Raw genomic sequence first — 26,407 nt, 5'->3', positions numbered from 1 at the left:
CCCCCGCAGCCGTCCGCCGCTCGGCACCATCTCGTCCTCCGTCCGTCCCCCGAGCACGACCCGGGCCTCGGATGCAGCATCCGAGGCCCGGGGAGAGGCGTACGCCGGGTGGTCCCGGTCAGTGGTACGTCAGGCGTGCTCGAGGGTCAGCGCACCCGTCCGAAGAAGTGGCTGCGGGTCCAGATCTGCGCGCGGGTGACGCGCTTGCCGGTGCCAGGCGCGTGCCAGATGCGGTTGCCGCCGGCGTACACCGCGACGTGGTAGACGCCGCCGCGGTCGTGGAAGAACACCAGGTCGCCGGGGCGGGCGGCCGCGCGGCTGATCCGCTCGGTGCGGCCGACCTGCGCGCGCGAGGAGTGCGGGAGCCGCTCGCCGAGGGCGACGCGGTAGACGAACTGGGTCAGCCCGGAGCAGTCGAACCGGTGCGGGCCGGAGGCGCCCCAGGCGTAGGGGTCGCCGTTCTGGCGGCGGGCGACGCGCAGGAGGCGCTCGCCGCGGGAGGGCCGCTTCTTGCGGGTCTTCTTCGCGGTGCTCTGCTCGTGCAGCTTCTCCCCGCCGGCGGAGGCGCCGGCCGGGGCCGCGGTGGCGGTCGGCGAGAGGGGGCTGATGCCGACCGCGAGGCTCAGGGTGAGCGCCGCGGTGAGGGCGACGAAGAGCAGACGGGCGCGCAGCAGCGCGCCGGTGAGGGCGTGGTTCAAGGGTCGTTCCTCGGCGATCGCCTGCGGAAGTGGTCCTGTCGGGTTCGGGCGCCGTGCCCGGCCGAGCGCTGCTCGGCTTCACCCCGAGCCCGCCGCCGCCGGAGCGGTGGTGGGCGTGCTGCCTGGGTCTCCCGTGCCCGTCTCTGCTTCCTGTGATCGGTGTCCACCTGGCGACGTGACGGGCCTCGGCGCGGTCCAGGTTCGGCATGGTCATGCCCGCGCATCGGCACGGGCGACGTCCCACGGTCACATCCGAGAGCGCTCTCACCCAGCCGACGCGCCCGTGACCCTCCTCACCCGCGGTCGGGGCGGAGGTGCGTGCGGACGTCGGTACCGTCGACAGGGATGGCTCACGACGACACCTCCGCCCCCGGGCTCGACATCGACTGGGTCCGCACGATCGCGGGCGCGCTGGCCGCGATCACGACCGCGGTCCTGCTCTCGACCCTCGGCGCCGCCGGCACCCTCATCGGCGCCGCGCTTGGCAGCATCGCCGCGACGGTCGGCACGGCGGTCTACACCCAGGGCCTGGCGCGCTCGAAGGCCAGGCTCGCGGCGGCCCAGGAGCGCGCGCTGCACAAGGTGGGCCAGGCGCAGACGGAGGTACGCCGTGCCGCACGGCACGGGGACGCCGCCCAGCTGCCGCGGGCCGAGCGCAGGCTCGCCGAGGCCGCCGACGAGCTCGACGCCGTCGCCGACGATCTCGACCCGGACACCCCCGACGCAGCGGCCCCCACCTGGCGCGAGCGGCTCGCGGTCCTGCCCTGGAAGCGGATCGCCCTGGTCGCCGGCGGGCTCTTCCTGCTGGTCGTGATCGTGATCAGCGTCTTCGAGGCGCTCACCGGCCGCACGGTCTCCTCCTACACCGGTGGCTCCGACTCCGACGGCGGCACCACCATCAGCCGCATCACCGGCGGCGGCTCGGGCTCGGGCGACGGTGGCGACCGCGACGGCGACCGGCAGCCCCCGCCGACCGACCCGTCGGGCAGCACCGGCCCGAGCAACGACGCTGCGCCCTCGGACGAGCCGTCCGCGGAGGTGCCGAGCGAGGAGCCGACCGAGGAGCCGTCGCTGGAGCCGACCCCGGAGGCGCCGACGCCCACCTCCGTGCCGAGCGCTCCCCTGCCGAGCCCGGCGACCACCCCCTGACCGGCTCAACGCCGGAGCGGTCGGGTACCCCACCGGCGATGAGTCACCGCGACATCGCCCGCGCCCTGCTCGAGCAGCACGGCACGACGTACGCCGAGGACGCCGGCATCAGGATCGACGACAAGCCGGCGGCGCTGTGGCAGCTGCTCGTGCTGAGCCTCCTGCTCTCGGCGCGGATCAGCTCGGGCATCGCGGTGGCGGCGGCGCGCGAGCTCTTCGACGCCGGCTGCACCACGCCCGAGCGCACGCGGGACGCCCAGCGCCGGTCGCTCATCGCCGCCTTCGGCCGCAGCGGCTACCGCCGCTACGACGAGCGGACCTCCACCCAGCTCCACGGGCTCGCCGCCAAGGTGCTCGACGACTTCTCCGGCGACCTGCGCCGCATGCACGAGCGGTGCGACGGCGTGCCTGCGCTCGAGGACGCGCTGCAGGAGTTCACCGGCATCGGCCCGGCCGGAGCGGCGATCTTCCTGCGTGAGGTCCAGGGCGTGTGGCCCGACGTCGCGCCGTACGTCGACGAGCTGGCCGCCAAGGGCGCCGACCGGCTCGGCCTCCCCACCGACCCGGAGAAGCTGGCCGACCTCGTTCCCCCCGAGGACCTGCCGCGGCTCGTCGCCGCCTGCGTCCGCGCCGCCCGCGACAAGGACGTCGTCGAGGGCGTGCGGGAGGCCTGAGCCCCGCGTCGACAGTCGTTCAATTGCTGGGTTGTCGTCGGGTGGAAGCGCTCTCACTCCGCTACAACGGCGCAATTGAACGATCGTTGACGCCCCTCGCCCCCGACCCCATCCACCCCTGCGCGCACGAGCGGCGCCGCCCGCAGGAGGACGGCGCCGCTCGCCCGCGTGACGGGAGGGTCAGGGCCAGATCAGCGGCGCACCGCCACCCGGACCGGCGTGCTGCCGGCGGTCCGACCGGTGCCGGCGAAGCGCACGCGGAGCGTGACGGTCTTGCCGCGGCGCAGCTTCTTCGTGGCGGCGGCGGGCAGCTTCACCGTGACGGTCCGGCGGGCGCCGGGTGCCACGCGGACGGCCTGCCGGGCGACCTTCGTGCCGCCGAGGGTGACCACGGCGCGGCCGGTGCAGGTCGCGCCGACGCTGGCGCAGCCGACGGGCAGCCGGACCCGCGCCTTGCCGTTCGCCGGCAGGGTCGCGCGGACCGAGCGCTCGAGCACGGTCAGGCGCAGCTTGGCGGGCGTGGGCTGCGGGAGCGGGTCGGCGTCGGTCACCGGCGGCGGCACCGCGTCGGCGTCGTACCGCAGCGGCGGCGTCCACTTCGGCAGCACCCGGCCCTCCGCGACCTTGTCGAAGGCGTAGGCCATGCCCATCAGCTCGGCGTCCTGGAATGCCTTGCCCTGGAGCTGGAAGCCGACCGGGCTCCCGTTCTCGGTGGTGCCGGCCGGGAAGATGACCGTCGGCACGCCGGCGGCCGAGGACTGCGGGTCCTTGCGGCCGAAGCTGGGGTTGATCGAGTCGTTGAGGTGGATCTCGCTCAGCTCAGCCGGGTAGAGGATCGCGTCGGCGCCGTTCTCGTCCATCCAGGCGGCGATGTTGTCGCGGTACGTCGCCCGGTAGGCCTCGAAGTCACGCTGCTGCTGGTAGGTCATCCGGCCGGTGCCGGTGTACTCCCCCGCCCGCCGCTGGTAGGGCACCCGCAGCGGGTTGTGCGTGATCTGCTCGGGCAGCGTGTAGGGGTTGTCCGGGTGCGCGTCGATCCACTGCGCCCAGCCCTCGTAGCCGAGGTCGCCGTAGTCACCGCGCTCCGGCGCGTCGTCGAAGTCCGGGACCACCTTGATCGTGGCGCCGGCCTTCTCGAAGTTGGCGAACTGCGCCTCCAGCACGTCGCTCACCGCGGTCGTGCCGAACGGGTCGTCGAAGGCGGTCTCGGGGACGCCGATGACCTTCCCCTTCAGCGCTCCGGGCTTGAGCGCCGTGCCCCAGTCCGTCGGCCGGTGGCCGTTGGCGACGTCGTCGAGCACGTCGTCGGGGTTGTCGACGGCGGTGACGTCGAGCAGCATGGCGAGGTCCTCGATGGACTGGGCGATCCAGCCGACGTAGTCCTGGATCAGCGTCAGCGGCATGGTGCCGCCACTGGACTGCATGCCGTCGGTGCCGCGCAGCGAGTAGAGGCTGGCGGCGCCGGCCGGGCCCCACAGCGAGTCACCGGTCTGGGTGCCCCAGGCGGCGGCCGCGAAGCTCGAGGCGACCGCGACGGCGGAGCCACCGCTGGAGCCGATGGAGCTGCGCGAGGGGTCGAAGGCGTTCCAGACCATGCCGTAGGCGTTGGGGCTGTAGTGCCCGTCGTTGGCGAACTCCGCGAGGTTGGCCTTGCCGAGGATGATCGCCCCGGCCTCGCGCATCCTCGCGACCTGGAAGGCGTCCTCCTCCGGCTGGTAGCCGTCGAAGACCAGCGAGCCGCCGGTGGTCGGCATGTCCTTGGTGTCGATGATGTCCTTGGCCAGCACCGGGATGCCGAGGAACGGCCGCTTGTCGCCGGCCTTGCGCGCCTTGTCCGCCGCACGCGCCTGCGCCATCGCGTCGGGGGCGACGGTGATGACCGAGTGCAGGCCGACGGGGCCCTGGTCGTACGCCGCGATCCGGTCGAGGTAGGCGCGCACGATCTGCTGGGAGCTGGTCCGGCCGGCCTCGAGGTCCGCGACGAGCTCGGTGATGGTCTTGCCCACGACGTCGTACGACGAGGTGGTCGCGGCGGTCGTCGCGCTCACGGCCCCCGTCGCCCCGCCCGCGAAGGGCACCTGCGGCGCCTGGGCGCAGTCGGCCTCGTCGATCCCGAGCGCGGCGGGGTCGAAGTTGGCGACCGAGCACAGCTCGGAGAGGGTCAGCCCGGCCACGGCCGGCAGGCCCGCGAGGGTCGCGGCGAGGCCCTCGACCTTTGCGACCTCGCTGCCCGCGGGGCGGGTCGCGCCGGCCACGGCACGTCCCTCGGGCATCCCGGTGACGACGTACCGCAGCAGCGACGCGGTGTCGCCCGGCGCGATCGTCAGCGTGGTGACGAAGCCGGGGTGGTTCGCTTCGTCGCCGTCGGTCGGCAGCGGGGTGTCGAACGGGTCGTGGAGGAAGGTGCCCATCCGGGTGAGCGCATCGGCCTCGCCGGGGGTGCCGAAGACGGTGGCGGACGGGCCGTTCTGGCTCGGGCCGCCGGCCGCGGTCGTCGGCGTGTGCCACGACGCCCAGCCGTCCGCGGCGGTGATCGCGGTGTCGCCGTCGCCGGTGCTGCCGAGCTCGGACTGGTTCTCGCCGGTGTCGTACCCGACCTGCCCGCCGAAGGCGACCAGGACGGTGACCGGCTTGCGGGTGGTGTTGGTGAACGAGTCGAGGAACCGGCCGTAGGACTGCCCCGCCGGCACGACCAGCTCGCGGCGGACCACGACGCCGTCGACCTCGACGCCGCGGGTGGAGGTGAAGGTCTCGCGGCCGTCGTAGGTCAGGCCGAAGCCGCGCAGCAGGATGCCGTTGAGCCGGCTGGTGCCGCCCTCGACCTCCACGCGCAGGCCTCCGTACCCCTGGAGGGCGCCGCCGGTGGTGTCGCGGACGCTGCCGGTGTCGAGGCCGGGGTTGGCGGCGTCGTGGACGCCCCACCGGTCGCCGGCGCCGGCGGGGACGTAGTTGTACGCAGCCGCCGGAGCGGTCGTCGCCGCCAGCGTCCCGACGGTCAGCGTGCCGGCGGCCAGGGCGGCCGCGGCGAGGGACGGGACCGCCCGGCGTGCCGTCCGGCGGCGCGCGGTCCTCGCCTTCTGGGTGTTCGTCATTCGTCGCTCCTTCGCACCGGCCGGAGGGGATCGGCCGGTCTCCCGACCAGCGGTGTCGCCGGTCGAGCAGGAGCCAAGCGAGGAGGAGGGACGCCGACGTTGCCCGCCTGTTACGGGACCGTGGCGGAGCAACCCGTTCGTGTGAACGTTCCGGTCAGCCGGTCGCCCGGTCAGTCCTCCTTCAGCTGCGCGATCCGCACGTGGTTGCCGAAGGGGTCGCGCAGCCCGAAGTCGATGCCGTACGCCTGATCGGTCGGCTCCTCGGTGAGCTCGACGCCGCGCGACTGCAGCTCGGCGTACGTCGCGTGCGCGTCGTCGACGGCGAAGAACAGGTGTCCGCCGGCAGCGCCCTTGCTGACCATCGCACGCACCTGCTCGGCCGTCTCCTCGTTCATCGAGGGCGGGCCGGGCCGCTCGAGCAGGATCTTGTGGTCGGGGTCGCCGGGCACCCGCACCGTCAGCCAGCGCATGAAGCCGAGGTCGACGTCGCTGTCGACCTCAAGCCCGAGCTTGCCGACGTAGAAGTCGAGGGCCTGGTCCTGGTCGAGGACGTAGATGCCAGAGATGTTCAGTCGTTTCATCATGGCGCCGACGCTAGGGCCGCTGCCTGCCCGAGCGCTTCTCCGAAATCGCTGCGTCCACCTGCCCGCCTGCCCGCCCGCCTGCCGTCCGTCCGCCCGCTGCTCAGCCGATCGGTCGCATCCACGCCCGGGCGAAGCAGCTGGGCACCGGGCCGAGCGGCCCGCGACGCCGGTGCTGCGTCGGGGTCTCGCCGATGATGTCGCGGAAGACCCGGCAGAAGGTCCCGAGGCTGGTGAAGCCGACGTCGAGACAGATGTCGGTGACGCTGCGGTCGGTGCTGCGCAGCAGCCACGCCGCCCGCTCGACGCGGCGGCGCTGCAGGTAGCGGTGCGGCGTCTCGCCGAACGCGTCGCGGAAGGTGCGGATGAAGTGCGACTCCGAGACGAGGGCGACCCGCGCGAGCGTGGCCAGGTCCAGCGGTTCGGCGTAGCTGCGGTCCATGAGGTCGCGGGCCCGCAGCAACCGCCGGTTCGTCTCCTCCGCGGCGCGGCTCACGGCGTCATCCCACCATGGGGCTCAGCCGCGCACCACCGCCGTCACGGCCGCGACGGGCCCGAGGCCCCGAGGGCCGCGACCTGGGCGAGCCCCTCTGGCGTGCCGAGCCGGCGCCGGTGGACGGGTTCCGCGACGCACCGGCCGACGACCGCCGCGATCACGCGGGAGTCGGCGGCCAGGTGCGACTGTCCACCGCGACGGTGCCGCACCGTCCCGTCGGCTCCCGCTGCCACAGCACGCGGGTGCTCGTGCGCTGCCGGGGCCGGACGCGCCGGACGGCGCCGTACTCGTCGTCGCTCCAGGACGGCGGCGCGCGTAGGCGCTGTCGACGGCGACCAGCAGCAGGCCGGACACGGCCAGCAGGAGGAGCAGGACGCCGGCCAGCAGGTCGAGCAGGCCGTCAGCGGCGTAGGCCGAGAGGCCGAAGCCGAGCGGCCCCGAGGCCGAGGTAGCAGCCTGCGAGCAGGGCGTTGCGCAGGGGCCGGGCCGGTGGCCTCATCCCCGCGCGGCGCCCATCCCCAGCAGCGCGGCCAGGCCGAGCGCGCTGCGCGGGGCGTACGCCGTGCGCCACAGCCCGCCGTGCGCCGCGGCGTACGCCTCGTCCTGCCAGGGGTGCTCGTGCCGCGGGCCGCCGCCGGTGTGCAGGTCGTGGACGAGCAGCGCGGCCATCAGCACGTTGGAGGTCGAGGGGTCGAAGACCTCGACGCCGAAGCGGTGGGCGCCGGCGTACGCCGCGGCGAGGGCGCGGTTCTTGACCACCGAGCGGGTGCGGGTCGGCGGGGCGACGTTCATCGACACGGTCGCGCCCTCGTGGCGAGCGACCGTCGCGCGCCAGCGCTGCAGCCGCTTGGCCAGCGCGTAGTTGGGACCCTGCTGCGGCACGAGCGAGTCGTTGACGCCCGGTGCCGTGTCGGGCGCGTAGGGACGGCGCAACAGCCGACCGCCCGACGCGGCCCGCAGTGGGCGGCCGATCGTCTTGGCGGCGCGCGACCGCGTCTCGTACCGCTCCGTCGCCTGCGCCACCGCCTCCCCCGGCACCGCGAACACGTCGGTCGGCGTGGCGAGGAACGCCAGTGCCACGTCGTCCCTGCTGCTCAGGAGGCGACGGCTGAGCTCGTCGACGGCGGTGCTGACGCGGACGTTGGTCGCGCCGTCGGCGTACACGTAGTTGCCGACGACGAGCGTGCCCGGCTGGTCGGCCAGCCACTGGGACAGAGCCGGTACGTCGGCGAGCAGATCGGCCCCCGGCGTGCCGCTCACCTGGCCGGCTGCGCGCGGCGCTACCACGGTGCCCGCGCCGGCGCTCGCCGTCTCGGCCACGCGGTCCCACAGGTTCGCCTCGGGCAGGTCGACGGCTGCGACCCGCGCGCCCCAGCGGGTCAGCGCCTGCAGCGGTCCCATCTCGGACGCGGCGCCGATGACCGCCACGGTGTGCCCCTCGAGCCGCAGCCAGTCGGGGTTGGCCAGCACCGCGCCGACCGCCTCGGCCACCGACGGCTCGACCACACCGGCCTCGACCCACCGGTCGACCTGGCGCCTGATCTCGTCGCCGCGGAGCCGGTCGCCCCGGTACGGCAGCACGAGCTCGTCGACCCGCTCCCCCGTGCCGTCCACCTCGACCTGGTCGAAGCTCGTCGTCCCTCCGCTGCCGGTCGGCCACTCGGCCAGCGGCACCTCGCCGTCGTCGCCGAGCACCCTCATCCGCTCGTGCAGCGACTCCAGCCCCGCCCCCGCGATGCCGACCGCGTCCTCGGGCGACCCGAGCCCGGCCTCGACGAGCCGGCGGAAGTACAGCAGGTACTCCCCGCGCCACGCCGTCTCCCGCTCCGCCGCCCGCGCCCCCACCTGGTCCGCCGGCCGCAGCGCATCCGCCACCACCGCCCGCCCCACCGCGGTCGTGCTGCGACGACCTTCCTCGTCGCTCGGGAACACCAGTCCGTGCTGCTCGTCGGCCATGCTCGACATCCTGCCCGGGCGCACGCCGCGGAGGCACCACCCCTGGGTTAGCTGCCGTCGCCGCCTTCCTGCTTCGCCGGCTTCTTGTTCTGCCGTTCCTGCTTGGGCTTCGGTTTCGGTTTCGACTCCTTCGTGGGCTCCGGCGCGATCTGCTGGGTGAGGTGCTCGCCGAACCACTGACCAGCCGCCGGCAGGAGTCCCGAGGACACGACAAAGAGCAGCGCCAACGCTGCAACTGCGAAGCGAAGCAGCTGGCCCACCGCTGACGGCTTGGTACGCCGACGCGCCTTGCCGCCGCGCGACTGACGCGGTGCGGGCAAGGGCCGTGGTTGTGGCTGGACGGGCGCTCGGAAGGGCCCATGAGCCGCCGCGCCCGGTGCACTCGCCTGAGCGAGCGCGAGATCAAGCCCGACGCAGATCTGGCGCCGTTGCGCTTCGTCCAGTCGGGGCGGCCGGCTCTTCAACATCACCACCACGTTGGCGGTGGAGCACACCATCACGTCACGAGCCCAGCCACTCAAAGGCTCCTCGCGCACGAAGCACAACACCGGCACCGCCAGGCCGGCCGAGAGATCGGGCGTCACCAGGGAGATGGCGATGGCAGATTCAGCTGCGGAGGCCACCTCTCGCTCGCGCTTGTATCCGTTCTGCCGCAGAACTTGGTCTCGCACCTCGACCTTGCCGGTCCAGTTCTTGCTGTCGATGACGAAGACGCCTGGTGGGCCGACCACCACGTGGTCGACGTTGGCGAGTTTGCGGCCAGGCCAGCGCCGATCGTGGAAGACGGTCCATTCGGCTGCCGGAAGCACTCCGAGTGCCCGCCCAGTTGCTTCCTCGCCCTCGGCGCCGCGCTCCCACTTCTCTGCGGACTTGGCCAGCCGCTCGGACTTCTCGCGTTGGCGCTGAGCCATGTCGCGGGCGGACTCTCCAGCCATGGAGCGTCTCCTCACGTCGTCAGGGGTGCGGACCCTCGGAAGTAAAGACACGGGGCGAGAACGCTGTCTGGGGTATGCGCTTATCTCCGCCGATCGGCTGGCAGGCCTGACCCACCCGAGCAGGCGAAAGACCTGCGAGAGGCCGCTGACATACGTGAAGCTGTCCGCGATGAGTAGCCACGCCTTGCCCGCCGGTTTGTACGAATCGCTGGTGACGGCCTCGCTCGCTTCCGAAGTCGAGGACCTTGGAAGCGCGGCACAGGTGGGCGGCGTCGACGCTATTCACGAGCCTCATGTCCTGGCGCGGCACGTGTACGACGCGACGAAGCGCCTGCTGGCCTCGACTCAGGATTCCGAGCAGCGCCGCCGCATCGTGAACGACCTGTTGGTACAACTCGAGGACGCCGCGGCTGACCCGCTGGCACAGCCGACTCGACGGCTTCTGCGAGTGGCGCGACCGCGTCCCCTTGGGGCCGCCCCGCCGATGGGGCCCACACGGCCAAACACTCCCCTGACCGAAGCAGCCCTGCTCACCAACACTCGGGACGAGCCCAACCTCGGCGCGGAGCTGCGCGCAGAGATCGACACGAGCGACGAAGTCGACCTGCTGTGCGCCTTCGTGAAGTGGCATGGTCTGCGCCTGCTTGAGAGCGAGTTGACGCGGCTCCGCGACCGGGGGGCACCCCTGCGTATCCTCACCACCACCTACCTGGGTGCCACCGAGCGTCGCGCGCTCGACCGACTGGTGCAGGACTTCGGTGCCGACGTGCGGATTCAATACGACTCGGCACGGACGCGGCTCCACGCGAAGGCCTGGATGTTCCGCCGAGCGACCGGGTTCCACACGGCGTACGTCGGCTCCTCCAACCTCTCGCGCGCTGCCTTGCTCGACGGGGTCGAGTGGAACGTCCGGCTTTCGTCGGTCGGCACCGGCGCGCTCCTCGATAAGTTCCGCGCCACGTTCGACACCTACTGGCACGACCCCAGCTTCGAGGCCTACGACCCCAACCGAGATCGTGACCGCCTCGATGACGCCCTGGCGGAGGCGTCCGGGCGCACACAGCACCAGAGGGTGACGATCAGCCTCTCCGGCCTCGAGGTCCGGCCGTACCCGTACCAACAGCAGATGCTCGATGCGGTCGAGGCCGAGCGGGAGACGCACGGTCGGCACCGCAACCTGGTGGTGGCGGCCACCGGGACCGGCAAGACCGTGCTGGCCGCACTCGACTATCGCCGGCTCTGCACCGGAAGCGAACGACCGTCGCTGCTCTTCGTCGCGCATCGCCGCGAGATTCTCGAACAGGCGGTCCGGACCTATCGGGAGGTGCTGACCGACGCGAACTTCGGTGAGCTGTACGTCGGTGGCAAGCGGCCCGAGCGCGGGACGCATGTCTTCGCCAGCATCCAGTCGCTGAACTCGCATGGTGTCGGCAACATCCCGGCGGACGCGTTCGACGTCGTGGTTATCGACGAGTTCCACCACGCCGAGGCGGCGAGCTACCGCCGACTCATGGACCAGCTGGCCCCGCGCGAGCTGCTGGGGCTCACCGCGACCCCCGAGCGCGCCGACGGCGTCGACGTGCGGACGTTCTTCGGGGGCCGCGTCGCAGCTGAACTACGTCTCTGGGATGCCCTCGGCGCAGACCTGCTGTGCCCCTTCCACTACTTCGCGGTGGCCGACGGCACCGACCTGCGCCGGGTGAGCTGGAAGCTGGGGCGGTACGACGACGCCGAGCTCGAGAACGTCTACACGGGCAACGACCGCCGCGCCGCACTCATCCTCAGCCAGCTGCGCGACAAGGTCTCCGACCCCGGCTCGATGCGCGCTCTAGGCTTCTGTGTCAGCGTGGCTCACGCGGAGTTCATGACGCGCACCTTCAACGCCGCCGGAATCAGTTCGGCCACCGTCAGCGGCCGTACGCCGCAGGCAGAGCGCGAGCAGGCGCTGACGGATCTGCGCGCCGGCCAGGTGCAGGCCATCTTCACGGTCGATGTCTTCAACGAGGGCGTCGATGTGCCCGACATCGACACCGTGCTGTTTCTACGCCCTACGGAGAGCTCGACTGTCTTTCTGCAGCAGCTCGGCCGAGGATTGCGGCGCACTCGCGACAAGGCCGTGCTCACGGTGCTCGACTTCGTCGGCTATCACCGCAGAGAATTTCGCTTCGATCTGAAGCTTCGCGCGCTCACCGGGCAGACCCGCAAGGGACTCGAACGCGAGGTCGAACGCGGCTTCCCGCTCCTTCCCTCCGGATGCCAGATCGTGATGGATCGACAAGCTCAGCAGATCGTCCTCGAGAACATCCGCGGCCAAGTGGCGAACCGGTGGCGCGACATGGTTGCCGAGCTACGACGACACCCCGAGCACGACCTGCCCACCTTCCTGCGCGAAGCGGATCTCGAGCTCGCCGACGTGCTGAAAGCCGGCCAGAAGTCCTGGACAACGTTGCAGCGTGACGCCCGTGTCATCCGCGACGAGCCCACCGCCGGTGAGTCTGCGCTGTTGAAGCGCATGCGGGCGCTCGCCCATGTCGACGACCCGGTCCGCGCGTCGGCCTACCGCCGCCTGCTTGACCCGGACGCCGCGCGGTACGAGGACCTCTCAGCTGGCGAACGACGACTCGCACGGATGCTGTTCTTCTCGCTCTACCCGAGCGCTGAGCCCGGGACGTACGACGAAGGCTTGCGAGCTGCTGCGGAGCTGCGTCACGTTGCCGACGAAGCCTCCGCGATCGTCGACCTTTCCTTCGACGCTGCACGGCACCAGACGATCGAGCTCGGGGGCGACTTGGCGCAGGTCCCGCTGCGCGTGCATGGCCGCTACCAGCGTGAAGAGATCCTCGCGGCGCTCGATTACGCCTCGCTGACGCGAAAGCCCACGAGCGTCATGCAAGGCGTGGCGTACTCCACCGACCTCAACGTCGACATCCTGTTTGTCACGCTCAAGAAGAGCGAGGCCGACTTCTCCCCCACGACGATGTACCGCGACTATCCGATCGACGCGCACACCTTCCACTGGGAATCGCAGTCAACGACGTCGGTCACCTCAGCGACCGGGCAGCGCTATCTCACCGGCGGCAGCACGGTGCTGCTCTTCGTTCGGCATGAGCAAAGGGACGAGTTCGGCACGTCTCCATACCTCCTCCTCGGGCCCGTCACCTATGCCGCTCACCAGGGTGACCGACCGATCGCCATCACGTGGCGACTGAGTCACGCCATGCCAGCGGACTTCCTGGCGTCGGCGACGCTCGCGGCCCGTTGACCGGCACTCCGCTAGTGCTCGGCTAGCGAACATCCCGCCGCCATAGGGCGAGCTTGGGCGCAGCAGCGACGGAGAGACCCCGACTACCGCCCAGGTAGGTCAGGTACTCGGCCGAGACTCACGCTGTTGCTGACCGGAAGGGTCGAGATGCCAAGGAAGATTCGAAGCGCTGTCGGCGTCGGAGCAGTGCTCGCGACCTGCATTGTGATGGGCACGGTCGAGCTGGCGGGCGCGCAGACGAGTCCGCCCGCCGTTAGTCAAGTGGTGGGCATGATCGCTGCCAAGCCGGCCCTCTCCCGCGGCGTCATGCTCGTGGGTTCGTCGAGAGAGGTCAACGAGGGCGACCGGTACCGACTCACCGCGACGATCAAGTCACCGGCACGAGCCGGCAACCTGACGCTGCAGAAGCTAGACGTGCCTCTCTACTACGGCGAACCGTCGTGGGAGGACGTCAAGACAGTTGGCGTTCGGGGCAGGCGGCAGATCACGTTCAAGGCGATCGCGACCGCCCTCAACGTCGAGCGCTACCGCGCGGTCGTCAGCTACAAGGAGGCGAAGACTGTGAAGTCCAGGCCGTCCTCGACGAAGGTGTGGCGGTGGACCCCGCTGCGCGAGTACACGCCGTACTACGAGACGAGCGGGCTGCTCTTCAGCAACTTCACCATCAACGGCTTCCGCTACAGCGGCTGGGGACCCTACACACGTGCTGCCGCGTGGGAGGCCCGCTTCACCCCGGGCCGGCACTGCAAGGCTCTCCGAGGAATCCTCGGCCTGAGCGATTCATCGGCAGATGGATCGAGCGGCGTCGTGAGTGTCACAGCCGACGACGTACCGGTCTTCCAGTCCTCGTCCTTGGCCCCCGGGATGGATGAGCCGGTCATGGTTCCGCTCCCACTCCCCTATCGGACCGGGCTGCAACTGGTGAACACTTCACCGGAGGGACTAAACGCATGGCCCGCTGTCGGCGACCCGGCTCTGCTGTGCAGCGGCGTGTGAGCTCCTGACCGCCAAGCAACGACGGCCCCGACACCTGGCGGTGTCGGGGCCGTCGTGCGAGCGCAGCTAGCTGTCAGCTGCAGCCGGAGGTGCTGCCGCAGCCCTCGCAGACGTAGCAGGAGCCGGCGGGGCGCATCTTGGTGCCGCAGGTGAAGCAGAGCGGGGAGTCGATCGCGGTGCCGCTGATCTTCTCCAGGAGCTCGGCGGTGGTGTGAGCGTCCTTGGCCTGCTTCGCCGGGACCTCGCGGGCCTCGGCGCCGCGGGTGTCCTTGGTCTCGACCTCGGTGTCGTCGGCGACCTCGGCCTCGACGACGGCCTGGGAGGTCGGGCCGGACTCGATCAGCTCGGCGGCACCGCCGGTCTCCTCCACCGGCTCGTACGAGCCGGTCTCGAGGTGGCGCTGGCGCTCCTGGGCGGAGTAGATGCCGAGGGCGGAGCGCTGCTCGAAGGGCAGGTAGTCCAGGGCGAGGCGGCGGAAGATGTAGTCCATGATCGACTGCGCCATCCGGACGTCCGCGTCGTCGGTGAGGCCGGCCGGCTCGAAGCGCAGGTTGGTGAACTTCGAGACGTAGGTCTCCAGCGGGACGCCGTACTGCAGACCGATCGAGACCGCGATCGAGAACGCGTCCATCACGCCGGCCAGCGTCGAGCCCTGCTTGCCGAGCTTGAGGAAGATCTCGCCGAGCTCGCCGTCGTCGTGCGCACCCGAGGTCATGTAGCCCTCGGCGCCACCCACGGTGAAGGAGGTGGTGCGCGAGACGCGGGACTTCGGCAGACGCTTGCGGGTCGGGGCGTAGACGACCTTCTCCACGACCTTGGTCGCCGCGGCCTCGGTGGCCGCCGCCGCGTCGGCGGCGTCCTTCTTGGCCTTGCCGCCGCCGTCGGCCAGCGGCTGGCCGACCTTGCAGTTGTCGCGGTAGATCGCGGTCGCCTTCAGGCCGAGCTTCCACGACTGGAGGTAGACCTCCTCGATCTCCTCGACCGTGGCCGTCTCCGGCAGGTTGACGGTCTTGGAGATCGCGCCGGAGAGGAACGGCTGTGCCGCGGCCATCATCCGCACGTGGCCCATCGGCTTGAGCGCGCGGGCACCCATCGCGGTGTCGAAGACCTCGTAGTGCTCCTGCTTGAGGCCCGGGGCGTCGATCACGTGGCCGTGCTCGCCGATGTAGGCGACGATCGCCTCGACCTGCTCGGGCTGGTAGCCGAGCTTCTTCAGCGCCCGCGGGATCGTCTGGTTGACGATCTGCATCGAGCCGCCGCCGACGAGCTTCTTGAACTTCACCAGGGAGAAGTCGGGCTCGATGCCGGTGGTGTCGCAGTCCATCATGAAGCCGATGGTGCCGGTGGGCGCGAGCACCGAGGCCTGCGCGTTGCGGAAGCCGTTGGTCTCGCCCAGGGCGATGACGTCGGCCCACGCCTTGGTGGCGAGGCGGTGCACGGCCTGGTCGTTGGTGTGCAGCGTCCGGACGGTGTCGTTGGCCGCCTGGTGCTTGCGCATGACCCGCTTGTGGGCGTCGGCGTTGCGGGCGTAGCCGTTGTAGGGGCCGACGATCGCGGCAAGCTCGGCGGAGCGCTTGTAGGAGGTGCCGGTCATCAGCGAGGTGATGGTCGCGGCCATCGAGCGGCCACCCTCGGAGTCGTAGCCGAGGCCCATCGCCATCAGCAGGGCGCCGAGGTTGGCGTACCCGATGCCGAGCTGGCGGTAGTCGACGGTGGTCTGGCCGATCGACTCGGTCGGGAAGTCGGCGAAGCAGATGGAGATGTCCATCGCGGTGATGATGAACTCCACCGCCTTCGCGAACAGCTCGGCGTCGAAGGTGTCGTCGTCCTTGAGGAACTTCAGCAGGTTCAGCGACGCGAGGTTGCACGAGGAGTTGTCGAGCGACATGTACTCCGAGCACGGGTTGGACGCGGTGATCCGCCCGGTCTCGGGGTTGGTGTGCCAGTCGTTGATCGTGTCGTCGTACTGCAGGCCCGGGTCGGCGCACTCCCACGCGGCGGTGGCGATCTTGCGGAACAGGTCGCGGGCGTCGACCTTCTCGATGACCTCGCCGGTCATCCGAGCGCGCAGGCCGAACTCGGTGCCGTCCTCGACCGCACGCATGAACTCGTCGGAGACGCGGACGGAGTTGTTGGCGTTCTGGTACTGCACCGAGGTGATGTCGGCGCCGCCGAGGTCCATGTCGAAGCCGGCGTCGCGCAGGGCGCGGATCTTGTCCTCCTCGCGCGCCTTGGTCTGCACGAACTCCTCGATGTCGGGGTGGTCGACGTCGAGGACGACCATCTTCGCCGCGCGGCGGGTGGCGCCACCGGACTTGATGGTGCCCGCGGAGGCGTCGGCGCCGCGCATGAAGGAGACGGGGCCCGAGGCGGTGCCGCCGGAGGAGAGCAGCTCCTTGGAGGAGCGGATGCGGGAGAGGTTCAGGCCGGCGCCGGAGCCGCCCTTGAAGATGAAGCCCTCCTCCTTGTACCAGTTCAGGATCGAGTCCATCGAGTCGTCGACGGAGAGGATGAAGCAGGCGGAGACCTGCTGCGGCGACGGGGTGCCGACGTTGAACCAGACGGGGCTGTTGAACGAGAAGTACTGGTGGACCAGGAGCCAGGTCAGCTCGTGCTCGAAGACCTCGGCGTCGGCGTCGGCGGCGAAGTAGCCGTGCTCGCGGCCGGCCTTCGTGTAGGTCTTCACGACCCGGTCGATGAGCTGCTTGAGGCTCCACTCGCGGGCGTCGGTGCCGACGGCGCCGCGGAAGTACTTGGTGGTGACGATGGTGGAGGCGTTGACCGACCAGAAGTCGGGGAACTCGACGCCGCGCTGCTCGAAGACGGCCTCGCCGGTCTTCCAGTTCGTCTGGACGACGTCGCGACGCTCCCAGGTGATCTCGTCGTAGGGGTGGACACCCGGCGTGCTGAACACGCGCTCGAGCGTGAGTCCCTTGCCGCCTTCTGCTGCGCCGCTGGTGGCAGCGCCGCTCACCGTCTCCGTCATCCTCTGGTCCCGTCTCTCGAGGTGGTTTCTTCGATCCTTGCTGCCACCACCGACAGTGCGGTGGGACAGGTCCTGCTGTGCCTGGCTGGCGTGGGTCCTGCTGAGGTGGTGCGCCCGGCACGCAGCTTCCCCACTACGTGCCGGGCGGTCTGTGGTCAGCCCGTGGGCTGGGGGGTGGGGCGGTCCGCTCGGAGCGCGGCGATCTCGCGCTCGAAGTCGTCAGCGCTGGCGAAGGCGCGGTAGACGCTCGCGAACCGCAGGTAGGCGACCTCGTCGAGCGCACGGAGCGGGCCGAGGATGGCCAGGCCGACCTCGTGGGCCGGGATCTCCGCGGCGCCGGAGAGGCGCAGCGCGTCCTCGACAGCCTGCCCGAGGCAGGCCAGGTCGTCCTCGGAGACCGGCCGGCCCTTGCAGGCCTTGCGGACGCCGGCGACGGCCTTCTCGCGGGTGAACGGCTCGGTCGCCCCGCTGCGCTTGAGCACGGTCAGCTGCATCTGCTCGATGGTCGTGAACCGCTTCGAGCACGAGGAGCAGGTACGCCGCCGGCGGATCGAGCCGCCGTCGTCGGCGACCCGGGAGTCGAGGACCCGGGTGTCGGTGCCGCGGCAGTAGGGGCAGTGCATCTCGGGGCCTCCTTCCGGGCGCGCTCGAGACACCCTCGAGAGGGCGTCGTTACCTGTGGACGATCTGGGGATATCCGGCCCGTCACTGTGTAGAACAACGGGCCTTCTGTGTGGCTTCCACCCTCGTGCTGTGCACTAGATGTGGATAACTACATCCGTGTAAGTACTAGATGTGGTGGAACCGTACGCCGGGCCAGAGCAAGGCGCAACCCGATCGGCGTGTCTCCCCCGAAGTCCGGGCAGACCGGTCCGGACCAGTCGGAGAACGCGCAGGTCAGGGGCCTGCGAGACCCGGGCGGATCAGCCGACGCCGCAGATCATCGCGAGGTCCCGCCACCACGAGAGGCGGTTGGGACGGCCGTCGTAGTCGCGGCGCTGGTTGGCGCCCGAGGGCCCAGGCAGGACGAAGACCTGGGCGGGACCGACGTACCAGTCCTGCACGCCCAGGTGCGGGCGGCCGCGGCGGCCCAGCGCCTTGCCGGCCTCGGCGGCGGCGCCCTTGCCGGTGATCGCGAGCCACTCCGGCTGCCAGGTCTTCATCTGCTCGACGAGCCGGTCGATCTCGACCCAGCGGGGGTTCCAGTGGCCGACGAGGTCGGTCAGACCCATCGGCGTCCCGTCCACCGGCTCGGCGAGGAGGCGGTCCTCGTGCGGCGCGAGCTCGCGGGCGGTGAAGCCGGACAGGTGCAGGGAGGACCAGAAGCTGTTGCCCGGCCCTTCGTAGTAGTGGTCGCGGTGCTTGGTGCTCGCCGCACCCGCCAGCCCGCAGAACACGACGACCGGCTCGGGCGCCACGATCGGCGGCAGGACCATCACCACGCGCGGCCGGTGACCGGGGCGGCGTACCCGCACACGTTCCAGCCGCACGACCGGACGGACCGGCGGCGGGCGCTCAGCCGGCGGTGACCGCCCCGGATGCATCCGCCGGCTCGCCCGCGCGCTCCAGTGCGAACCACACCGTCGTCCCGATCGGGTCGCGCTCGGAGCCCCAGCGGTCCGCGAGCGCGTCGACCAGCTGGAGGCCGCGGCCGTAGACGCGCAGCGGGTCGAGGTCCTCCGAGGGGTGCGCCTCCCCCGCACTGGGCTTCCCCATGCCGCCGAGGTCGCGGACCGTCACGGTAAGTACGCCGTGGTCGAGCACCACCCGCAGCTCGGAGGCCGTGCCGGCGTGGACGACGGCGTTGGTGACGATCTCCGACAGGCACAGCTGGGCGTCGTCGACCGCCTCGTCGTCGACGCCCCAGGCGCGCAGGTGCTCGCGCAGGAACCGGCGCGCCGCGCCCGTCGCCCGCGGGTTGCCCTCGAGCAGGACGCTCGTCGTCAGCGCGCCCTCCGGCACGGCCGGCTCCTGGGGCACCGCGTCGGACCCCTGACGGCCCGACACGAGCCGCACGCGGCGTACGGCGTCCGAGGCGCGGCGGGCGATCGAGGTGAGGGTCGCGATCCTGCGGTCGTCGAGCGCGGACCGGTCGTCGAGGTAGACCAGCAGCCCGCCGATCGGCGAGCCCGTCCCGGGCAGCGGCAGCGCCGCCAGCGCAGCGACCCCCCGGTCGCGCAGGTCCTGCACGAAGTCGGCGTAGCGCCCGGCGAAGCCGTCGACGCCGCCGCACACGGCCTCGCCGGTGCGGACCACGTCCGTGAGCGGGACGTCGTCGTAGGCGTCGATGTGGCACCAGTCCAGGTCCGCCTGGTCCGCGGCCCGGGCGCTGTCGACGAAGCGCAGCCGCCGGCCGCCGCCCTCGCTCAGCGCCAGCGCGGCCCGCAGCACCGACGGACCGCCGGCCACCACAGCCAGCACGGCGCGGGTCACCTGGTCGACGTCGTGGGCGTTCTGCAGGAACGGGTCGAGCATCGGCATGGGTCCGGTCGCCGCGCCGAGGCCCACGCCCGGCACCGACGAGGTCCCCACATCGCCCTGCACGGTGACAGCGTAAGGCTTTCGCGGCGTTCCGGGGCGGCACGATCGCTCCGCGTTCGGACCGACCGGTCGAGTCCTCGTGCGCCGTCGCCCGCGGCCTGCGGGTCGGGCGCGCAGTGCGGCCGCCGATCAGCGATGATGGCCCCGTGGCGACGGGCAAGCGGGCGGGGGCGAGGCGAGGGGCCAAGCGCCGGACCGGCTTCTCCCCGCGGCTGGCCCTCCTTGCGCTCGGCATCACGCTGCTCGTCGTCGCCTGGGGCTACCTCGTGTACGCCGCCATCGACTTCGGCGCGACCGCCCGGGGCGGCGAGTCCGCGGCCTGGGCGTTCCTCGCGCTGGCCTCCGTCGGCGCGGTCGCCTGCCTCTTCGCCGGCCTGATGCTCGTCGCCCGACTGCTCCGCGAGCTCGGCATCACCTCCCCGCCGCCCCCGCCGAAGGAGACCGAGCCCGACCAGCCGGCCGCTCCCGGTGGCCGGCGGGCCGCTCGCTGAGCTTTTCTGGTTGGCCGCGAGGTTTGTCGGGGCCCCGATGAACCTGCCGGACCCCCGACGACATTTCATCGGGGATCCGTGAGGTCTGTCGGGGCCCCGATGAACCTCACGACCCGAGCCGGCACCTCAGCGAGCCGCGACCGGACCTGGAGACACCGCAGGGGCGGGGCCGCGAACGGCCCCGCCCCTGTCTTCCCCGGTTCGCCAGCCGGGGTCGAAGCGGCTGGCGACGTGTGTGGTGTGGTGCTCGGCCCCTCAGTCGACCGGGACGACCAGGCGCTGGCCGGCGTCGAGCACGGCGGAGTCGAGGGCGTTGAGCCGCTCGATCTCGCTCATCGTCGAGCGGACATCGCCGTCCTCGGCCAGCTCGGCCGCGATGCCCCAGAGGGTCTCGCCGGTGCCGACCATGACCACCCGGGTCGGCTCTGGCGTGCCGGCCTCCTCGGTGGCCACCGAACCGGCGGCGATGAAGATGCCGGCCGCGAGCACGGCGGCCAGCGCCAGGAGGAACACCGTCAGGCGGCCGCGGCGGGTGAGCCGCACCGACGAGCGGGCGGGGGTCGCGGCGTACGGGACGCGGGGGGCGGTGATGGTGCTCATGAGGGACCTCCTGGGGAAGCGGCGGTCAGCCTGGTCGTGTCGATCTCGGTCTGAGCGATGTCTAACCGCGGCCACCGACAGTGGGTGGCGCGGACGACGATCGAGCGGACGTTCGATCGAACATGTGTACGACCGTAGAGCACGTGTTCGAACGAATCAAGGGTCAGGACGAACAGATGTTCGAGCGTGTCGCGAGGGCCCCAGCCCTCGGTGCGACATCAGCAGAGGATCAGCGCAGGCGACGCTTCCCCTGCAGCGCGAAGACGGCGAGCGCCGGCTTGGAGGCGGACGGAGCCAGCTGCCCGATGCGCATCGCGGCGCCGCGCCAGCCGGGCAGCGTGCGCAGCACCCGGCGGGAGCCGACCAGGTCGACCGCCGCCTGCGCGGTTTCCTCGACGGTCAGCATCCGGCCACCGGAGGTGACCAGCCGCTTGGCGGTGCCGTCCTGGCTCATCTCGGCGACCATCGCCGTGTCGACGCCGTCGGGGCACAGCGCGTGCACGCGCACCCCGCGCGGCGCCTCGAGGGAGACCGAGGAGGCGAGCGAGACGACCGCGGCCTTCGTGGCGGCGTACAGCGAGAGACCGGGGACCGGACCCAGGCCCGACAGCGACGCCGTGAGCACGACGTCGCCGCCGCGGGGCCCGAAGGCCGCGAGCGCGGCACGGGTGCTCCAGACCGCGCCCAGCAGGTTGACCTCGACGAGGCGGCGCACCTGGTCGTCGGTCAGCTCCGCCAGCGCGCCGTCGTCGCCCACGCCCGCGTTGGCGAACCACGCCACCAGGTCACCGTGCCGCGCGGCGACCTCGGCGACCTCGGCGTGCGAGCCGGCGTCGCGGACGTCCTGGCCGAGCCCGGCGACCGCGCCGATCTCCCGCGCGGTGCGCTCCGCACCTTCAGCGTCGACGTCGGTGACGACGACCTGGTGGCCGCGGGCGACCATGAGCTCGGCGATCCCGCGGCCGATGCCGCGGGCCCCTCCGGTGACGACGCAGCTGGTGGTGTCCATGACGTCGATCCAACCAGCGACCCGCCCGCCGGCGGACCCGGCTGTCCACAGGTCGCGACACGCCTTCGAACAGGTGTTTGAACACGGACGCCGGAAGCCCTACGGTGCTGTCCAGCCCCAGCGCAGCACCCGCAGTCCGCCACCCCGCTACCCCGAGAGGCACCCCCTCATGGCGAAGAACCCCGGCCCGAAGGTCACCGAGATGCCCGACGGCGCGCCCGACGTCACCGGTCTGACCCCGCGCCAGACCCGGATCCTCGCCCACATCCGCGACAGCATCGAGGGACGCGGCTACCCGCCGAGCATGCGCGAGATCGGCGACGCGGTCGGCCTCACGAGCTCCTCGAGCGTGGCGCACCAGCTGAAGGTGCTGGAGGAGAAGGGCTTCCTCAAGCGCGACCCGCACCGCCCGCGCGCCCTCGAGGTGTTCCTGCCCGAGGTGATGGCCGCGCGGCGGGCGATGTCGAGCGCCGAGGACGGCTCGGCCGACGAGACGGGCGTGGGCGACCTGGTGCCCGAGGCGCAGTACGTCCCGGTCGTCGGCCGGATCGCCGCCGGCGGCCCGATCCTGGCCGAGGAGCGCGTCGAGGACGTCTTCCCGCTGCCCAAGCAGCTGGTCGGCGACGGCCAGCTGTTCCTGCTGGAGGTCTCCGGCGACTCGATGGTCGAGGCGGCGATCTGCAACGGCGACTACGTCGTCATCCGCCAGCAGCCGACGGCGAACAACGGCGAGATCGTGGCCGCGATGATCGACGGGGAGGCCACGGTCAAGACCTTCCAGCGCAAGGACGGCAAGGTCTGGCTGCTGCCGCACAACGCGGCGTACGACCCGATCGACGGCACGCACGCCACCATCCTCGGCAAGGTCACCGCGGTCCTGCGCCGCATGTGATCTCGACCGGCGTCGGAGTGCAAGGCGGCGCCACCGGTCGCCGTCGTGGCGCAGGAAGGGCGGCGTCGCCCGGGTCGGGGTAGCCGGATCCGAGGGGCGACTCGGGGATAAGCCGGATGCTTATCGGGGTCCGGATGCGGCAGTCTTGGACCCGTGCGTACTATCGGCGACCCTGTGAGGTACCCACGCCTGCGGCGTGGCGTGGCCGAGCTGACGCTGGTGCTCACCCTCTACGTCCTCTACAGCGGCTCCCGCCTCTTCGCCGACGACGCGCTCCGACCCGCGATCGCCCGGGCGCAGGAGCTGCTCCACGTCGAGCGCCTGATCGGCCTGCACTGGGAGGCCTCGCTCAACCAGGTCTTCGTCGAGATGAAGGTCCTCGGCCTGCTGTCGAGCTACTGGTACGCCACCGCCCACTACGTCGTCACCGCCGCCGCGCTCGTGTGGCTCTACCGGCTCGGTGAGCGGCAGTACGTGCCGGCGCGGCGGGCCCTGGTGGCCGCCACGCTCGTCGGCCTCGCGCTCTACCTGCTGCTGCCCACCGCGCCGCCGCGCTTCGTCGACGGGTACGTCGACGTCCTGTCCCTCCACGCGGCCGACGGCTGGTGGGGGTCCGACGCGTCGGCGCCCAAGGGCCTCGGCGGGCTCACCAACCAGCTCGCCGCGTTCCCGTCGCTGCACGCGGGCTGGGCGCTGTGGGTGGCGGTCGTGGTGCAGCTCCACGCCCGGACGCCGTGGGTCCGCTCGCTGGGCTGGGCGCACGCGCTCATCACCGCCGTCGTGATCGTCGGCACCGGCAACCACTGGGTGCTCGACGCGGTCGCGGGGTGGCTGGTCATCGGGATCGGCTTCCTCATCGCGGTCCGGCTCGGCCGGCGGCTCGACGCGCGCACGGGCCTGGACGAGCGCTCCGCGCAGGACCAACCCGCCACGTCGTCCGCCTGACCGGCGCCCGACCGGCGGCTGAACAGACGGTGCTCACACCGCCCGGGCATCACGTCCGGTGACCGTGGTCGTTGTCGGGTCGTGACCACGACCCAGCCCGGCCGACCCGCGCCCGCCGGCGTCGGCCGCCGCACCGTCGTCGCCACCGGGGCCGCCGGCCTCGGCACCGCGACGCTCGCCGGCTCCGCCGCCGCCCTGTCCCCGTCCTCGGCCGCCTCCCCCGCCCGGCCCGGCGCCAAGCCCCGCCACCGGGTCTTCCAGCACGGCGTGGCCTCCGGCGACCCGCTGCCGCGTGCGGTGGTGATCTGGACCCGCGTGACGCCTACGCCGTCGGCAAGGCCCGGCTCGGGCAAGGGGCCGCGCACCGAGGTCCGGTGGGAGGTCGCGACCGACCGCGCCTTCCGGGACGTCGTGCGCCGCGGCACCTTCGTCACCAGCGCCGGGCGCGACCACACCGTCAAGCTCGACGTGACCGGCCTGCGGCCCGCGACCTGGTACCACTACCGGTTCACCGCCGCCGGCCAGCGCAGCCGCGTCGGCCGCACCCGCACGGCCCCCGCGCCCGACGCCACCCCGCGCAACCTGCGCTTCGGCGTGGTCTCCTGCGCGAACTACCAGGCCGGGCACTTCGCCGCCTACCGCCACCTCGCTCGGCGCGACGACCTGCACGCGGTGCTGCACCTCGGCGACTACCTTTACGAGTACCCCGCCGGCTACTACGGCGCCGGGGACGTCATCGTCCGCCGTCATGAGCCCGCCGGGGAGATCGTGTCGCTGGACGACTACCGCCGCCGGCACGCGCAGTACAAGACCGACCCCGACCTGCAGGACCTGCACGCCTCCGCGCCGTTCATCACCGTCTGGGACGACCACGAGAGCGCGAACGACGCCTGGCGCGACGGCGCCGAGAACCACACGCCCGGCGGCGGGGCGGGCGGCGAGGGCGGCTGGCGGCGACGCCGGGCCCGCGCCCACCGGGCGTACGACGAGTGGATGCCGATCCGCCTCGACGGCACCGCCCGGCTCGGCGACGGCACCCGGCTCTACCGGCGCCTGCGGTTCGGCACGCTGGCCGAGCTGAGCATGCTCGACCTGCGCACCCACCGCAGCAAGCAGGTCGCGATCCCGGCCCTCGACCCCGCCGTCAGCGCCCCCGACCGGACGATCACCGGCGCTGCGCAGATGCGCTGGCTGAAGAGGTCGCTCAGCCGGGACACCGCCCAGTGGAAGCTCGTCGGCAACCCCGTCATGATCGCGCCGGTCACCTTCGCGGCACTCCCGGCCGACCTCGTCACGCCGGTGAACGACGTCACCGGGCTGCTCCCCCAGGACGGCCTGCCCTACAACGTCGACCAGTGGGACGGCTACACCGACGACCGACGCGAGCTGTTCGCCCACATCCGCGATCGCGGCATCAAGGACACCGTCTTCCTCACCGGCGACATCCACTCCGGCTGGGCCTGCGACCTGCCCTTCGACCGCGGGCTCTACCCGCTCGCCTCGGAGACCGCCGGCGTGGAGTTCGTCTGCTCCTCGGTCACCTCCGACAACCTCAAGGACATCCTCGGCGTGCCGCCCCGCACCGCCAGCGTCGCCGTCGAGCGGGTGATCCGGACGGCCAACCCGCACATCAAGTACCTCGACTTCGACTCCCACGGCTACTCCGTGCTCGACGTGACCCCCGCGCGGGTGCAGATGGACTGGTACGTCATCGGGTCCCGCTTCGAGCGGGACACCCCCGCCACCTGGTCCCGCTCCTTCGCCACCCGCGCCGGCACCAACAAGGTCGTCGCCGTCGACGGGCCGGTGCGCTGATGTGCACGCCCGGCACCACCACCAGCACCGGCCGCACCGGCCTGCCCGCCGCGACCGATCGGCGTACCGTCCTCAAGGTCGCGGGCGCCGGCGGGCTCGCGCTGACCTTCTCCACCGCGCTCGGCGCCGGCTCACCGGCGTACGCCGCCGGGAACCGTGACCGCCGCCGCGCCTACGTGCTCGTCGTCGACGGCTGCCGTCCCGACGAGATCGACAGCGGGCTGATGCCCAACCTCGCGGCGCTGCGGGCCGCCGGCCGGCACTTCCCGCGGGCGCACTCGCTGCCCGTCATGGAGACGCTGCCGAACCACGTGATGATGATGGCCGGCGTGCGGCCAGACCGCAGCGGCGTGCCCGCGAACGAGATCTACGACCGCGCGCTCGGTGAGACCCGCACGATGGGCCGGCCGCGCGACATCCGCACCACCACGGTGATCGAGCGGCTCAACCGCAACGGCTTCCGCACCGGCACCGTGCTGAGCAAGGACTACCTGTTCACGATCTTCGGCGAGCGGGCCACCCACCGGTGGGAGCCGTTCCCGCTGCTGCCGGTCACCGACCACGCGCCGGACCTCTTCACGATGGAGGCCGCGCTCGGGATGGTCGAGGAGCTCGACCCGCACCTGGTCTTCGTCAACCTCGGCGACGTCGACCGGGTCGGGCACAGCGACCTGACCGGCGGCTCGTTGCAGGTGCTGCGCCGGGCCGCGCTCGTCTCGACCGACCTGCAGGTGGGGCGGTTCGTGTCGATGCTCAAGTCGACCGGCCGCTGGAAGCGCTCGATCGTCGTCGTGCTCGCCGACCACTCGATGGACTGGTCGCGGCCGGACCGGGTGGTCTCGCTGACCGCGCCGCTCGCCGACGACCCGTTCCTCGCCGGGAAGGTGGCCGTCGCGCAGAACGGCGGCGCCGACCTCCTCTACTGGACCGGACCTGCGAAGCAGCGCGAGCGCGGCGTCGAGCGGATGCTGGCCGTCGCGCGGGCGACTCCCGGCGTCCTGTCCGCCCACGACCGGGCGCGCTCCCCGCGGCTGCGGCTCGGGCCGAACGCCGGCGACGTCGTGGCGTACTGCCGCGCCGGCTGGCGGTTCAGCGACCCCAACGTCGTCGCCAACCCCATCCCGGGCAACCACGGCCACCCCGCCACCCGCGCGATCCCGTTCTTCATCGGCGGCGGCCACCCGGCCGCGGCGAAGGCGGTCTCGTCGACCCTCGCCACGACCGTCGACGTAGCGCCGACGATCGCGGAGTTCTTCGGGCTGCGTGGTGCGCCGCGGGGCGGGTGGGAC

The 26,407-nt window shown here is 72.0% G+C and carries 21 protein-coding genes; 9 read left to right on the top strand and 12 right to left on the bottom strand.

Features of this window, described 5'->3' with window-relative positions; all coding sequences use genetic code 11:
* Positions 1-146: 146 nt before the first annotated feature.
* On the bottom strand, positions 147-698 hold the full coding sequence (locus G6553_RS18120) for a C40 family peptidase (RefSeq protein ID WP_166196073.1): 552 nt from the start codon (positions 696-698) through the stop codon (positions 147-149).
* 345 nt (positions 699-1,043) lie between these two features.
* Here G6553_RS18120 and G6553_RS18115 point away from each other — a divergent pair, with 345 nt between their 5' ends.
* Both G6553_RS18115 and G6553_RS18110 read left to right on the top strand, forming a co-directional pair.
* Positions 1,044-1,847 carry a hypothetical protein gene (locus G6553_RS18115; RefSeq protein WP_166196071.1) on the top strand — a complete coding sequence of 268 codons (804 nt, stop codon included), beginning with the start codon at positions 1,044-1,046 and terminating at the stop codon, positions 1,845-1,847.
* Between the two features lie 38 nt (positions 1,848-1,885).
* Positions 1,886-2,521, top strand: coding sequence for an endonuclease (locus G6553_RS18110; RefSeq protein WP_166196069.1), 636 nt, complete (start codon positions 1,886-1,888; stop codon positions 2,519-2,521).
* Positions 2,522-2,712: 191 nt separating this feature from the next.
* On the opposite strand, the gene G6553_RS18105 is transcribed toward G6553_RS18110, so the two are convergent.
* The 5 genes from G6553_RS18105 to G6553_RS18085 all read right to left on the bottom strand — a co-directional run bounded on the left by G6553_RS18105 (position 2,713) and on the right by G6553_RS18085 (position 9,581).
* Complete coding sequence (locus G6553_RS18105; protein WP_166196067.1) at positions 2,713-5,613, bottom strand: amidase family protein; 2,901 nt, start codon at positions 5,611-5,613, stop codon at positions 2,713-2,715.
* Positions 5,614-5,783: 170 nt separating this feature from the next.
* A complete protein-coding gene (locus G6553_RS18100) occupies positions 5,784-6,197 on the bottom strand; it encodes a VOC family protein (RefSeq protein ID WP_166196065.1) in 414 nt (137 codons plus the stop codon).
* Positions 6,198-6,297: 100 nt separating this feature from the next.
* Positions 6,298-6,690 carry an AraC family transcriptional regulator gene (locus G6553_RS18095; protein ID WP_347565795.1) on the bottom strand — a complete coding sequence of 131 codons (393 nt, stop codon included), beginning with the start codon at positions 6,688-6,690 and terminating at the stop codon, positions 6,298-6,300.
* Between the two features lie 495 nt (positions 6,691-7,185).
* Positions 7,186-8,646: a hypothetical protein gene (locus G6553_RS18090; RefSeq protein ID WP_166196063.1), complete on the bottom strand. Its 1,461-nt coding sequence runs from the start codon at positions 8,644-8,646 to the stop codon at positions 7,186-7,188.
* Positions 8,647-8,693: 47 nt separating this feature from the next.
* Positions 8,694-9,581, bottom strand: a complete 888-nt coding sequence (locus tag G6553_RS18085; RefSeq protein WP_166196061.1) for a nuclease-related domain-containing protein — start codon at positions 9,579-9,581, stop codon at positions 8,694-8,696.
* Positions 9,582-9,750: 169 nt separating this feature from the next.
* On the opposite strand from G6553_RS18085, the gene G6553_RS18080 reads away from it, so the two are divergent.
* Positions 9,751-12,843, top strand: a complete 3,093-nt coding sequence (locus G6553_RS18080; protein ID WP_207619972.1) for a DEAD/DEAH box helicase — start codon at positions 9,751-9,753, stop codon at positions 12,841-12,843.
* Positions 12,844-12,969: 126 nt separating this feature from the next.
* Positions 12,970-13,839 (top strand): hypothetical protein, encoded by an 870-nt coding sequence (locus tag G6553_RS18075; RefSeq protein WP_166196059.1) that lies wholly within the window; start codon positions 12,970-12,972, stop codon positions 13,837-13,839.
* 73 nt (positions 13,840-13,912) lie between these two features.
* On the opposite strand, the gene G6553_RS18070 is transcribed toward G6553_RS18075, so the two are convergent.
* The 4 genes from G6553_RS18070 to G6553_RS18055 form a co-directional block, all read right to left on the bottom strand.
* The gene (locus G6553_RS18070) at positions 13,913-16,825 is read right to left on the bottom strand and encodes a vitamin B12-dependent ribonucleotide reductase (RefSeq protein WP_166196057.1); all 2,913 of its coding nucleotides are present in this window, start codon (positions 16,823-16,825) and stop codon (positions 13,913-13,915) included.
* Between the two features lie 155 nt (positions 16,826-16,980).
* Entirely contained in the window at positions 16,981-17,448 is a 468-nt protein-coding gene (gene nrdR, locus G6553_RS18065) for a transcriptional regulator NrdR (protein ID WP_166196055.1), read from the bottom strand.
* A 300-nt stretch (positions 17,449-17,748) separates the two neighbouring features.
* The gene (locus tag G6553_RS18060) at positions 17,749-18,315 is read right to left on the bottom strand and encodes a uracil-DNA glycosylase family protein (protein ID WP_166196053.1); all 567 of its coding nucleotides are present in this window, start codon (positions 18,313-18,315) and stop codon (positions 17,749-17,751) included.
* A gap of 25 nt (positions 18,316-18,340) precedes the next feature.
* Positions 18,341-19,369 carry an ATP-binding protein gene (locus tag G6553_RS18055; RefSeq protein ID WP_166196051.1) on the bottom strand — a complete coding sequence of 343 codons (1,029 nt, stop codon included), beginning with the start codon at positions 19,367-19,369 and terminating at the stop codon, positions 18,341-18,343.
* 143 nt (positions 19,370-19,512) lie between these two features.
* On the opposite strand from G6553_RS18055, the gene G6553_RS18050 reads away from it, so the two are divergent.
* A complete protein-coding gene (locus tag G6553_RS18050) occupies positions 19,513-19,857 on the top strand; it encodes a hypothetical protein (RefSeq protein ID WP_166196049.1) in 345 nt (114 codons plus the stop codon).
* A gap of 255 nt (positions 19,858-20,112) precedes the next feature.
* On the opposite strand, the gene G6553_RS18045 is transcribed toward G6553_RS18050, so the two are convergent.
* Entirely contained in the window at positions 20,113-20,457 is a 345-nt protein-coding gene (locus G6553_RS18045; protein ID WP_166196047.1) for a LysM peptidoglycan-binding domain-containing protein, read from the bottom strand.
* Positions 20,458-20,686: 229 nt separating this feature from the next.
* Positions 20,687-21,466 (bottom strand): SDR family oxidoreductase, encoded by a 780-nt coding sequence (locus tag G6553_RS18040; protein ID WP_166196045.1) that lies wholly within the window; start codon positions 21,464-21,466, stop codon positions 20,687-20,689.
* Between the two features lie 169 nt (positions 21,467-21,635).
* Here G6553_RS18040 and lexA point away from each other — a divergent pair, with 169 nt between their 5' ends.
* From lexA to G6553_RS18020, 4 genes are all read left to right on the top strand, one after another.
* The gene (gene lexA / locus G6553_RS18035; protein ID WP_166196043.1) at positions 21,636-22,358 is read left to right on the top strand and encodes a transcriptional repressor LexA; all 723 of its coding nucleotides are present in this window, start codon (positions 21,636-21,638) and stop codon (positions 22,356-22,358) included.
* A 174-nt stretch (positions 22,359-22,532) separates the two neighbouring features.
* Positions 22,533-23,303, top strand: a complete 771-nt coding sequence (locus tag G6553_RS18030) for a phosphatase PAP2 family protein (RefSeq protein WP_166196041.1) — start codon at positions 22,533-22,535, stop codon at positions 23,301-23,303.
* An 81-nt stretch (positions 23,304-23,384) separates the two neighbouring features.
* Positions 23,385-25,118, top strand: coding sequence for an alkaline phosphatase D family protein (locus G6553_RS18025; RefSeq protein ID WP_166196039.1), 1,734 nt, complete (start codon positions 23,385-23,387; stop codon positions 25,116-25,118).
* A partial coding sequence (locus G6553_RS18020; protein ID WP_166196037.1) for a nucleotide pyrophosphatase/phosphodiesterase family protein occupies positions 25,118-26,407 on the top strand: 1,290 nt, incomplete at its 3' end. The genes G6553_RS18025 and G6553_RS18020, both read left to right, overlap by 1 nt.

The organism is Nocardioides sp. IC4_145 (assembly GCF_011250565.1).
In the GTDB taxonomy this organism is placed as follows: domain Bacteria; phylum Actinomycetota; class Actinomycetes; order Propionibacteriales; family Nocardioidaceae; genus Nocardioides.
This window is presented reverse-complemented; position numbering and strand designations above follow the sequence as displayed.